Annotated in this window: 12 protein-coding genes and 1 pseudogene; 3 read left to right on the forward strand and 10 right to left on the reverse strand. The window is 65.2% G+C overall.

Going from position 1 to position 10350, the window contains the following annotated elements; translation table 11 throughout:
• A pseudogene (locus Q7O19_RS11970) lies at window positions 1–398 on the reverse strand (helicase); the annotation flags it as partial.
• Between the two features lie 347 nt (window positions 399–745).
• On the opposite strand from Q7O19_RS11970, the gene Q7O19_RS11975 reads away from it, so the two are divergent.
• The 3 genes from Q7O19_RS11975 to Q7O19_RS11985 are packed head-to-tail and all read left to right on the forward strand — an operon-like array spanning window position 746 to window position 3464.
• On the forward strand, window positions 746–2275 hold the full coding sequence (locus tag Q7O19_RS11975) for a peptidoglycan DD-metalloendopeptidase family protein (RefSeq protein WP_303810743.1): 1530 nt from the start codon (window positions 746–748) through the stop codon (window positions 2273–2275).
• 36 nt (window positions 2276–2311) lie between these two features.
• Window positions 2312–2983: a class I SAM-dependent methyltransferase gene (locus Q7O19_RS11980; protein ID WP_303810744.1), complete on the forward strand. Its 672-nt coding sequence runs from the start codon at window positions 2312–2314 to the stop codon at window positions 2981–2983.
• 52 nt (window positions 2984–3035) lie between these two features.
• Entirely contained in the window at window positions 3036–3464 is a 429-nt protein-coding gene (locus tag Q7O19_RS11985; RefSeq protein ID WP_303810745.1) for a DUF3429 domain-containing protein, read from the forward strand.
• A gap of 130 nt (window positions 3465–3594) precedes the next feature.
• Here Q7O19_RS11985 and Q7O19_RS11990 read toward each other — a convergent pair whose 3' ends face one another.
• From Q7O19_RS11990 to Q7O19_RS12030, 9 genes are all read right to left on the reverse strand, one after another.
• Window positions 3595–4485: a class I SAM-dependent methyltransferase gene (locus Q7O19_RS11990; RefSeq protein WP_303810746.1), complete on the reverse strand. Its 891-nt coding sequence runs from the start codon at window positions 4483–4485 to the stop codon at window positions 3595–3597.
• Window positions 4485–5717, reverse strand: coding sequence for a pitrilysin family protein (locus tag Q7O19_RS11995; RefSeq protein WP_303810747.1), 1233 nt, complete (start codon window positions 5715–5717; stop codon window positions 4485–4487). The genes Q7O19_RS11990 and Q7O19_RS11995 overlap by 1 nt, the downstream gene beginning before the upstream one ends.
• Window positions 5714–7105 (reverse strand): threonine synthase, encoded by a 1392-nt coding sequence (gene thrC, locus Q7O19_RS12000; protein WP_303810748.1) that lies wholly within the window; start codon window positions 7103–7105, stop codon window positions 5714–5716. Before thrC ends, Q7O19_RS11995 begins: the two co-directional genes overlap by 4 nt.
• A gap of 12 nt (window positions 7106–7117) precedes the next feature.
• Window positions 7118–7756, reverse strand: a complete 639-nt coding sequence (locus Q7O19_RS12005; RefSeq protein ID WP_303810749.1) for an SURF1 family protein — start codon at window positions 7754–7756, stop codon at window positions 7118–7120.
• Window positions 7753–8040: a DUF983 domain-containing protein gene (locus Q7O19_RS12010; protein WP_273462134.1), complete on the reverse strand. Its 288-nt coding sequence runs from the start codon at window positions 8038–8040 to the stop codon at window positions 7753–7755. Before Q7O19_RS12010 ends, Q7O19_RS12005 begins: the two co-directional genes overlap by 4 nt.
• Window positions 8041–8113: 73 nt before the next feature.
• Entirely contained in the window at window positions 8114–8947 is an 834-nt protein-coding gene (locus Q7O19_RS12015) for a cytochrome c oxidase subunit 3 (RefSeq protein WP_303810750.1), read from the reverse strand.
• 3 nt (window positions 8948–8950) lie between these two features.
• A complete protein-coding gene (locus tag Q7O19_RS12020; RefSeq protein WP_022679343.1) occupies window positions 8951–9613 on the reverse strand; it encodes a cytochrome c oxidase assembly protein in 663 nt (220 codons plus the stop codon).
• Window positions 9610–9789, reverse strand: coding sequence for a hypothetical protein (locus Q7O19_RS12025; RefSeq protein WP_303810751.1), 180 nt, complete (start codon window positions 9787–9789; stop codon window positions 9610–9612). Before Q7O19_RS12025 ends, Q7O19_RS12020 begins: the two co-directional genes overlap by 4 nt.
• A partial coding sequence (locus Q7O19_RS12030) for a protoheme IX farnesyltransferase (RefSeq protein WP_303810752.1) occupies window positions 9786–10350 on the reverse strand: 565 nt, incomplete at its 5' end. The genes Q7O19_RS12030 and Q7O19_RS12025, both read right to left, overlap by 4 nt.

Raw genomic sequence — 10350 nt, forward strand, 5'->3', positions numbered from 1 at the left:
AGGATCATGGTTTCGGCATAACCACGCGCCCTGATCAGCCGATCGGTGAACACATGGCCGCGTTCGGGATCGGCCCCCATCTGGCCTTCGTCGATCGCCATGAAGGCGACTTCCCGATCCAGCGGCATCGATTCGACAGTACACAGGAACCAACGCGCTCCCGGCGGCACGATCTTTTCCTCGCCGGTGATCAGCGCGACAGAGGCAGCGCCTTTGGCCGCCACCACTTTTTCATAGACTTCGCGAGCCAGCAGCCGCAGCGGAAATCCGATCATGCCGCTGCTGTGACCGCACAAGCGTTCGACCGCGAGGTGTGTCTTGCCGGTGTTGGTGGGGCCCAGCACGGCCGTGATCCGGCTGTTGCCATTGCTGGCGGGCGAGGCGATGAACCGGTTCACCTGTCAGATCTGGAGCGTAGCAAGCGCAGCGGCAAGAGCCTGTGGCAATCGGACCCTGGGCCCGGTGGGCCCACCCGTTGCCGGTGACGCTGCAGCCACCCCATCATGTACAGCCTGCGCGGTTGTGCATGGACATGAAGATGACACGAGTGAATCGGCGGCGCAAGTGACCGTATAATGACGGCGGCTCGTCCCAGTTGACTTGTCCCCAGATTGTTGTCGGATTGACACGGCGACTCGCGAGAGGCAAATCAACCACAGACACGCCGGAAACGAATTTATCCGGCAAGAGTAGATAGTTAACCGTTCGTAAAGACGGATTGGCCGTCGGCACTGGGGGATCGGGCTTGTATCAACCGGGATTTCAGCCGGCAGCCGGAGGCAGCATTGCGCTGCCGGGCTCGCTGTCTGCGCCCGGCGAGCGCTTAGCCCGCGCTGGCCGGGCGCTCGCCCGCGCCGCAGATGCCGAGCGTTTGCGCCTTGCCGATGATTGGCAGCGCCTACGCCGCGCCGCCGCGCAAGGCGACATTGATCTGGACCTTGGTTCCGCCATCGGTAGCCGCCGCTGGTGGATGAAGCTGGCGGCCTGCACGGCACTGGTGGGCGGCGCCATGTTGGCCGGCAGTATCGTACCCCCCCTGTACGAGGCTGCACCCGCCCCACTGACACCCGCCCAACGCGACGAAGCGCGGGCCTATAATATCGCGCCGCTGGTGTTTGGCGGTGTTTCGGGCGTGAGTCCGCGCGTTGATCCAAGCCAACTGCGCCCTTTGGCCGAAGCGCCGGAACGGCCGCGCGTCGAACGCAGTGTCACCATCGGCCGGCGCGGGTTGGCGGGTGCGCTGCGAAATGCCGGCGTTGGCGCAGCCGAGGTGGCCGAAGTGACCAGGCTGCTGGCCGGGCTGAACCCCGGCGGCAGCGCCCGGGCCGAACTGGTGCTGGGCCGGCGCGAAACCAAATCGGTGCCGCGCCCGCTCGAAAGCCTGGCCCTGCGGGCCGCGTTCGATCTTAGGGTGGAAATCAGCCGCGGCGACGGCGGCCTTATCCTGAAGCGCATTCCTATCAGGGTTGATTCCACCCCGCTGCGGGTAAGCGCACCGGTGAGCGGCAGCCTCAACCGCGCGCTGCGCAGTGCCGGCATTCCCGCCGGGCAGGCGGCCGAGTTCATCAAGCAGATGCGCCACGTCGTCGATTTCCAGCGTGGCTTGGGCAAGGCCGACCGGTTCGACATCATCATCGAACAGGACCGCGCCGAAACCGGCGAGATCCGCCACGGCAAATTGCTATTTGGCGCGCTGGCCCGCAAGGGCCGCGACCCGGTGGAAATCGGCCTGTGGAAGGGCGAATATTACCAGGCCAGCGGCGAAGGCGTGAAGAAGGGCCTGATGAAGACGCCCGTTGATGGCGCCCGCATGACGAGCAGCTTCGGCATGCGACTGCACCCGGTGCTGGGCTTTTCCCGGATGCACAAGGGCGTCGATTTCAACGCCGGCCATGGCCAGACCATCATGGCGGCCGGCGGCGGCACGGTCAGCTTTGCCGGCTGGCATGGCGGCCACGGCAAATATGTGATGATCCGCCACAACAAGGATCTCGCCACCGCCTATGCCCACATGAGCCGCATCGACGTGCGGCCGGGCCAGCGCATCGGCCAGGGCCAGCGCATCGGCGCGGTGGGCTCCACCGGGCTTTCGACTGGCCCGCACCTCCATTACGAGGTCTGGCTGCGCGGCAAAGCGGTGAACCCGGTAAGCCTGCGCTTCATCGGCGGCGCCGAACTGGGTGGCCGCGACTTGAATGACTTCCAGCGCCAGATGAACCGCTGGCGCGCGCTGGACAGCACCGGCGCTGCACCGAAGGCCGTCACCGCCGACTGACATTTTTTGGCCATGCTGGCCTGCCAAGGGGGCAATGTGAGCCCGGTCACCCGAATCTGCGTCCTTATCGCCGTGCTGCTGCTCCTGCCAGCCGCCGGCCCCTTGCCGCGTCCGCAGCGTCCGGTGGCCAAGGTTGTGTCTTCGGCCTGGGGTGAGGAAGCCGCGCGCGACAAGGCGGGGGAAGCCGCCGATGTGATCCGCATCGCCGGCATAAAGCCCGGCATGGCGGTGGCCGATATCGGCACTGGCGGCGGCTATTATGTGATGCGCGTGGCACCAGTGGTGGGGCCGCAGGGCCGGGTCTTTGCCCAGGATCTGTCGCCAGGCGTGCTCGAACGGGTGCGCCAGCGCATCCGCGCCGCCAACTTCACCAATGTGCGCTTCGTGCAAGGCAGCCAGGCCAATGCCCGCCTGCCCGCCGCCAGTGTGGACGTGGCGCTCATGATCCACATGTATCACGAGATCGAGCAGCCCTATCTGCTGCTCGATCGCCTGCGCCGCAGCCTGAAGCCGGGCGGCCGCGTCGTGGTCGTCGATCTCGACCGCCCGTCCGAAGAGCATGGCATGCCAAAGGCGCTGCTCGCCTGCGAGGTGAAGGCGGTGGGCTATGAGCTGATCAGCATGACCGACATAAAGCAGGGTTATGTCGCAATGTTTCGTCCCGGCGTGCGGCCGCGCCCCGAAACCGTGAAGGCCTGCCGCGGCTGAGGGAGCGACTTGCCGCATTTGCGGCCAGCGTGAGGCATGACAGGCAGGCGCCATGTCGAAAACCCCGCCGATCGTGTTGTTCTATGGCCTTGCCGGGCTGATTCCGTTCTTGGCGCCGCCACTGGCCACCCTCGCCTTCCCCGATTTCCGCTGGCAGTTCACCGAAGCACTGTTGTGGTGGACCGCCATCATCCTGTCCTTCCTGGGCGGCGCGCGCTGGGGCGCAGCAGTGGAGAATTCCCAGCCAGCCCCCGGCCCGATCGGGCTGACCATGCTGCCCAGCATCATCGGCTGGCTGGTGCTGCTCGCCCCGCCCAAATATCGCGTGGCACAGTTGTTGGCGCTGGCCGCCGCGCTGCTGGTGCATTTCCTGTGGGATTGGAGGTCCGGCAGCCTGCCAGGCTGGTATGGACGGCTGCGGCTGCTGCTCACCGCCGGCGCGGTGGCGGCGCTGGGCTGGCAGGCCGCCTTGCAGGGCTGAACAGCCTGTAGGTTACAAAGGTTACAGATTCTGCTCGTGCGCGCGCGACCTTGCGCCTCGCTTTGGATTGACGCTGCTGAGAAAGAGCGTCGGGTTGGCTGCGGGCCAGCCCCAGCCCGATGTAACAGGATCAGGCGGCTGTAGGACAGGCGCTCCAGCGCGCGAAGATGGCTGTGGGCAGCAGCAGCCCGCGGGTTTCTTCCCGGATCGCCATGTCGCCCACTTCGATGCTGCCCCCACGCGGACCCATTGCCTGGTCCACCAGCGGGTGGAGCGCGAGGGCAGACATGCGGATGGCATAGACGGTGAGCACGAAGAAGCGCGCATCATCCGCCAGCAGTTGCCGGGCAAGATCAACCAGTTCCGGCAGATCGCGTTCCAGCTGCCACACCTCGCCATCGGGGCCGCGGCCATATTTGGGCGGATCAAAGATCAGGCCGTGATATTTGGCGCCGCGCCGCACCTCGCGGCGAAGGAATTTCAGCGCATCATCGATGATCCAGCGCACCGGCGCATCGTCCAGGCCCGATAGGGCGGCATTCTCGCGGGCGGCCGCCACGCTTTTCTTGCTGGCATCAACGTGCGTCACCTGCGCACCGGCCCGCGCCGCAATCAGGCTGCCGACGCCGGTATAGCCAAACATGTTCATCACCCGATCGCCGGGCTTGATGCGGCTGGCCAGCCAATCGAACTGGGCGCCCATGTCGGGAAAAAAGCCGAGGTGGCGGAAGGGCGTGTTGTTGGCCCAGAAACTCACTTCACCGCCCGGTGATGGGCGCTTCATGGCCCAGCGCTCGGGCACATTGGACGAAAGCTGCCAGCGGCCGCCGCCGTCTTCATCGCTGCCGCCGATGAACTCGCCATCGGCCTTCCAGTCGGCGCTGGCGGGCGCCCACATTGCCTGCGGTTCCGGGCGGATGAAGCGGAAGCGGCCATAGCGTTCCAGCTTGCGGCCGTGGCCGGAGTCCACCAGCCCGAAATCAGCCCAGGGTTCGGTGACGAGGGTGGCAAGTGCGGTCATCAGGCCGCGACCTTGTGGCGGCCGATCTCGGCGCGGGCCGGCGCTGCACTGAGCATGGCGGCACCGGCGGCGCGGGCGGCATCCACGGTGACGGCGTCGATGCGGGCCACCAGTTCGGCCGGCGGCACGAAGCGGCCGTGCACGATCAGGCTGCGGCCCAGATAATCGGACGCACCTTGCGGACCTTCCAGCGCCATCAACAGGCCGGCCACCGCTTGCGCGCGGGCGCGATTGAGTTCGGCCTGCTCCAGCCCGACGGCAGTTTCATGCAGCACGGTCATGATCAGATCACGCGCGGCGGCGGCCTGCTTGGGATCGGTGGCGGCGTGGACGCTCATCAGGCCGGCATCGACATAAGGCTGCAACGAAGCCGAAACGGTGTAGGCCAGCCCGCGTTCTTCGCGGACCTGCTGGAACAGGCGGGACGACATGCCACCACCGGCCGCCAGCGTGAACAGGAGCGCGGCATCCTGCGCCGGATCATGATGGCCGGGGGCGGCCCAGCCTGCCGTCAGCTGCGCCTGCTCGATGCGGCGGGCATCGTGGTGGCGGCCAGGATGGAAGCGCACTTCGTCGCCGACCGGTGATGGATTGCTGCCGGCTGCGGCCGGGAACGCGGACTGCGCGAGCCGGCACAGTTCGGCATGATCGACCTTGCCAGCAGCCACGAGGGTAAGCCGCTGCGGTGCATAGTGATCGGCCTGCCAGCCGAGCAGATCATCGCGGGTGATTCGCGCCAGGCTGGCTTCATCACCCAAGATGGAGCGGCCCAGCGCCTGTTCCGGGAAGGCGGCTTCCTGCAGATGATCGAACACGATGTCATCCGGTGTGTCGCGCGCTTCGCCGAGCTCCTGCAGCACGACTTCCTTTTCGCGGACGATATCGTCTGCATCAAAGCGCGCGCCGGAAACGAGATCGGCGATCAGGTCCACGCCCAGCGGCAGATCGCGGGCCAGCAGGCGGGCGTGGAACATGGTGGTGTCGCGGCTGGTCCAGGCGTTGAGCTGGCCACCCACATCCTCCATCTCCTCCGCAATGGCGCGGGCAGAGCGGCGCTTTGTGCCCTTGAACACCATGTGCTCAAACAGGTGGGCGAGACCGTTCAGTTCCGGCCGCTCGAACCGCGAGCCGGTTTCGGCGGTCACCGCGACCGCCGCCGTTTCGAGGCCGGGCAGCGCCCAGCTGGCGACGCGCAAGCCGTTTTCGAGGATGCTGATCTGCGGTTCGGTCATTTGGCGCGTGCACGTTCCGCGATGTAGGCTTCGATCGCCTGCAATCGGGCGGGAGCGACGTCATAGCGTTCGGTCCGCGTCATCAGATCGGCCAGGCGGGCCGGCAGATCGGGATGGATGTCGGTTGCCGCCTGCACCGCCGCCGGGAACTTGGCAGGGTGGGCGGTGGCGAGCGTGACCATTGGGGCATTGCCCGTGTCACGGCGGGCGGCGGCAAGGCCGATGGCCGTGTGCGGATCGAGCAGTTCGCCAGTGCTTGCCAGCGCCCAACGCATTGTGTCGGTCATCTCGTCAGCGTCCACACGGGCGGAGTTGAACAGGCGGGCGGCCTTGGCGCGCCAGCTTTCCGGCAGGGCGAGTTTCTTTGTCGCCTCGAACTCGGCCATTGCGGCGTCCAAGGCTGCACCATCGCGGCCCGACAAGTCGAAAAGCAGCCGCTCGAAATTGGAGGAGACCTGGATGTCCATCGACGGCGCATCGGTGGGGGCAACCGTGCCGGCGCTGTAATCACCGCTGGTCAGCGCGCGGTGGAGAATATCGTTGCGGTTGGTGGCGACCACCAGTCGTTCGATGGGCAGGCCCATTTGCGCCGCGACATAGCCCGCGAACACATCACCGAAATTACCGGTGGGCACGGCGTACGACACGGCGCGGTGCGGCGCACCTAGCGAGAGAGCGGATGTGAAATAATAGACGACCTGAAACAGCAGCCGCGCCCAGTTGATGCTGTTCACCGCGGCCAGCGGGAAGCGGGCCGCGAAAGCCGCATCGTTGAACATCGCCTTCACGATGGCCTGCGCGTCGTCGAAATTGCCGTCGATGGCGATATTGTGGATGTTGGAATCCAGCACCGTCGTCATCTGCCTGCGCTGCACCTCGCTCACCCGGCCATCGGGGTGCAGCATATAGACTTCAACGCCCGAGCGGCCGGCGAGCGCATCGATGGCGGCCGAGCCAGTGTCGCCGGAGGTCGCGCCAATCACGGTGATGTGCTGACCTGATTGGGCGAGGAAGCGTTCGAACACCAGGCCGAGCGCCTGCAGGGCCACATCCTTGAACGCCAGTGTTGGCCCGTGGAAGAGTTCAAGCAGGAAATGCCGGTGATCGAGCTGCTTCAGCGGCGCCACGGCGGCGTGGGCGAAGCGGCCATAAGCGGCGGTGAAGATTTGGCGCAACGCCGTCTCGTCGAGGCAGCCCGCCGTGAAGCGCTGGCACACGCGAACCGCGACTTCAACATAAGGCAGGCCGGCCATGGCCGCGATCTCGGCTTCGCTGAAGCGCGGCCAGGATTCGGGCACATACAGCCCGCCGTCACTGGCCAGGCCGGCCAGTGTGGCGGCTTCGAAATCGAGGATCGGGGCGACACCCCGTGTGGAGACATAGCGCATGACGGGTTTCCGTTATTCGGGCTTGGCCGCCGGCGCAACCGGGCGCCGCCGCAGATAGAGGCCGTAAATGGCAGCCAGCGCGATAGCGAGGCCGAACCATTGCCCGGCATAGGCCAGGTGATTGTCGGGCAGATCGGCAGCACGCGGCTGCAGCGGCCGACCGAGCGGCGGGATCGCCTCACGCGGAATCAGCATGAAACGCGGCCGGTCCGGGGCATTGCCATAGGGGCGCTCGATCACCGTGCCGGTCAGTTGGTGATCAAGGGTGATCACGATGTCTTTCGCGTCCACGCGCTTCGTCCAGCCCGCCACCGCCACGATATCGGGCGGGCGGCTGTTGAGCCGGCAGGAGACCACGACATAGAAGCCGGATGTGCCACCGGCGGAGCTGCCGGGACGAAGATCATAGGGTTTCTTGTCGCCGGCGCGGCAATCGATGCTGGCGCGGCGATATTGGATGGACACATCGCCCATCATCGCGGCGCGGAATTCTTCCGGCGAAACCAACGGTAGGTTCGGCGCGGCGGCCAGCCGTTCGATCAGATCATGCTTCCACGCCCGCCGATCCAGCTGCCATTTGCCCAGGGCACACAGAATCAGGATGCCAGCGGCGGTGATAATGGTGGGGATGATCGGGATTCGGCGGCTCACGCCTGTCCTTCGCCGGCATCATTGCGAAACTCAAGTGCGACGAAGAGGCCTTTGGCCAGTCGCATCAGCCCCAGCGACAGGCCGAGCGTGATTGGCCCCCACAACAGCACATGCACCCACCACGGCGGGGCAAGCTTTGCCTCTGTGACCTGGCTGGCGATGATGACGATGGTTGCGACGATGAAAATGAGGAACGGCGCGGCCCCATCGCCAACGTTGAAGCGACCATAATCCAGGCTGCACGCGGAACAGCGCGGCGCCATCTTGAGCAGGCCAACAAACAAGGGGCCACTGCCACAGCGTGGACAGCAGCCCCTCAGTGCAACTTGAATGGGTGTGGGCCCGATTGTTAGCGTTTCACCCAAACGCGTGGGGGGCCACAGCCGCGCCGAAGTTCGAACCCCACACATAGATGGCGATGAACAGGAACAGCCACACCACGTCCACGAAGTGCCAATACCACGCTGCCGCTTCGAAACCGAAGTGCTGACGCGAGGTGAAATCACCCTTGTAGGTGCGGGCCAGGCACACCACCAGGAAGATCGTGCCCACGATGACATGGAAGCCGTGGAAGCCGGTCGCCATGTAGAAAGCGGCGCCATAGATGCTGTCGGCCATGCCATATTCGGCGTGATAATATTCATAGGCCTGCACGCAGGTGAAGATCAGGCCGAGCGCGATCGTCACCCACAGGCCCTGCTTCAGGCCCTTGCGATCATCGTGGATCAGCGCGTGGTGCGCCCAGGTGACGCTGGTGCCCGAAAGCAGCAGGATCAGCGTGTTGAGCAGCGGGAACACGAACGGATCGAGCAGTTCGATGCCCTTGGGCGGCCAAACGCCTCCGATGCCTTCGTGCATCGACGGATAGAGCGCCGCGTTGAAATAGGCCCAGAACCAAGCGACGAAGAACATCACTTCCGACGCGATGAACAGGATCATGCCGTAACGGTGGTGCAGCTGCACAACAGGCGTGTGATCGCCGGTGTTGGCTTCGTGGACAACATCCTTCCACCACAGGAAGAACATGGCAGCGACAGCCGCGAGGCCGGCAAAGAAGGCCGGCATGCCCCAATCGGTCTTATGCATCCAGCCGATCGCGCCAGCGGCGAGGATCAGCACCGCCATCGACATCATCAGCGGGCGCGATGACGGATTAAGAATATGATAGCTGTGGGTCTTGGCTCCGGCCATGGCTCAGCCCCTGTCCTTCAAACTGTTACGATTTGTCGCAGCGCTTAGCCTGACCCGAGGTTGCTTGTCCAGCGCCGCGTCCGCGGCGGGGGGCTTGTCCAGAGCGGCAACCGCAGTTGCCGGTTTGTCCACCGGGTAGAAGGTGTAGCTCAGCGTGATTTCGTCGATCTTTTTCGCCACTGGATCATCCATTATGGCGGGATCGATATAATAGGAAACCGGCATGTCCACCGTCTCGCCGGCCTTCAGCGTCTGCTCGGTGAAGCAGAAGCAGTCGATCTTGATGAAATAGCGGCCGGCCACGTCGGGGGAGACGTTGTAGACGGCGCGGCCGGTGATGGCCGTGCTGCCGGTGTTGCTGGCGGTGTAGAAGGCCAGGCGCTTTTCCCCGATCGGAATGCTGACCTCGTTGGCCTTGGGCTTGAACCGCCACGCGAGACCCGGCGCCAGATTCGAATCGAATCGCACCTTTATGGTGCGGCCAGCAACGGCCTGCATCTGGTCGGCCGTCGGCGCAAAGGCGGCGACCTGCGTGGTGCCGCCAAAACCGGTGACCTGGCAGAACAGGCGATAAAGCGGCACCGACGCATAGGCGAGGCCGATCATGCTGACAGCCATCAGGCCGGCCATCAGACCGACACGGCGGTTGGCTGCAGCGGTGCTCATGATGCAGCCGCCGTTGTAGGCGCCGAAACCTGCCCGCTCATCCGCACCACGGTGATGCCGAAGAACAGCGCCACCATGGCGAACAGCAAGATACCGATGGCCCGGTTGCGGGAGGCGCGGCGCGCCATGAAGGCGGCGCGCTCGTCAGCGGACCAGGTAGCAGGATCGATGTTCATGGCAGCAGCAGCACATCGGCGACCAGAGCGCCGAACAGGCAGGCCAGATACAGAAGGCTGAACTTGAACAGCTTCTTCTCCGCCACCATGTCCGCCGCCAGCAAGGCGCTGCTGCGATAGACGTTCCATGCCATCACCATGAAAATCACGCCCAGCGTGATCGCCGTGCCCCCATAGGCCCAATCTGTAAGGCCAAGCAGCGGCGGTGCGATGGTGACCGGCACCAGCAGCGCCGAATAGGCGAGGATCTGACGACGGGTTTCCTTGAGCCCGTGGGTAACCGGCAGCATCGGCACACCGGCCTTGGCGTAATCAGCCTCCATGAACAGCGCCAACGCCCAGAAGTGCGGCGGCGTCCACAGGAAGATAATGGCAAAGAGGATCCACGCCAGCATCGGTGTCTCGCCGGCGACGGCAGCCCAACCGCAGATCACCGGGAAGGCGCCGGCGGCGCCGCCGATGACGATGTTCTGCGGCGTGCGACGCTTGAGCCAGGCAGTGTAGACGACCACATAGAACAGGATCGAAACGGCAAGCCAGGCCGCAGCCACCCAATTGAGC

Source organism: Sandarakinorhabdus limnophila DSM 17366, from assembly GCF_945882885.1.
GTDB classification, from domain to species: Bacteria; Pseudomonadota; Alphaproteobacteria; order Sphingomonadales; family Sphingomonadaceae; genus Sandarakinorhabdus; species Sandarakinorhabdus limnophila_A.